Below are 790 nucleotides of genomic sequence, written 5' to 3' on the forward strand. Positions count from 1 at the left end.
TCAGCTTGTTTGCCAACTTGTCTTGCGGGCCAACCACAATAATGAGATCGCCGATTTCAAGCGTGGTGCTCATATCGGGCGCTTTGATGATTTCAGGGCCACGTTTAAAGCCCAACACTTGCACGCCTTCGACCTTGCACAGCGCCAAATCGCTTAACGTTTTACCCATCAAACGCGAGCCAACAACAAACTCTGACATCGCACATCCGCTGCCCAATGGATGAAATTCGAGTACGCGTTTATCCAGCATTTTGCGCGCCACACGAATGCCCATATCGCGCTCTGGCATGATGATGTGGTCTGCGCCAATTTTTTGCAGAACGCGAGCTTGGAATCGGTCGTTAGCTTTTACCCATACCGATTTTACACCCGCCTCTTTTGCTATCAGAGTAGCAAGAATACTGGCATTCACGTCTGCACCAATGGCAATCATCACCATGTCGTAATCATCGAGCTTGAGCTCTGCGACCGTTTCTTCATGAGTACAATTTGCCACAATGGCCTGACTCACAAAACCTGCAGCTTCTTTCACTCGATCTTCATTGATGTCGACCGCTAAGACTTGTGACCCAGAATCTTGTAATTCTTTACATACCGCCAAACCAAATCGGCCAAGACCAATAACGGCGAATTGCTTATCACCTGTTTTCATTCGTGCCTCATTTATGCATTCATTAGCAAGCGCGAAAGTCTGCGCCTATTCCTGCCCTTCTGCAAATATGAGGACAGAAATTTGACAAAACATTTACGCAGTTATTTGCATTTTGAGTGTTAAGCGTATGACACGATT

Annotated in this window: 1 protein-coding gene; it reads right to left on the reverse strand. The window is 46.7% G+C overall.

Translation table 11 applies throughout. The features are described from left to right. Nucleotides 1–652 (reverse strand): TrkA family potassium uptake protein (locus R8N47_RS24560; RefSeq protein ID WP_318186018.1); only part of this gene is annotated, 652 nt, incomplete at its 3' end. Nucleotides 653–790 lie beyond the last annotated feature (138 nt).

It is taken from the genome of Vibrio sp. 2132-1 (assembly GCF_033344315.1).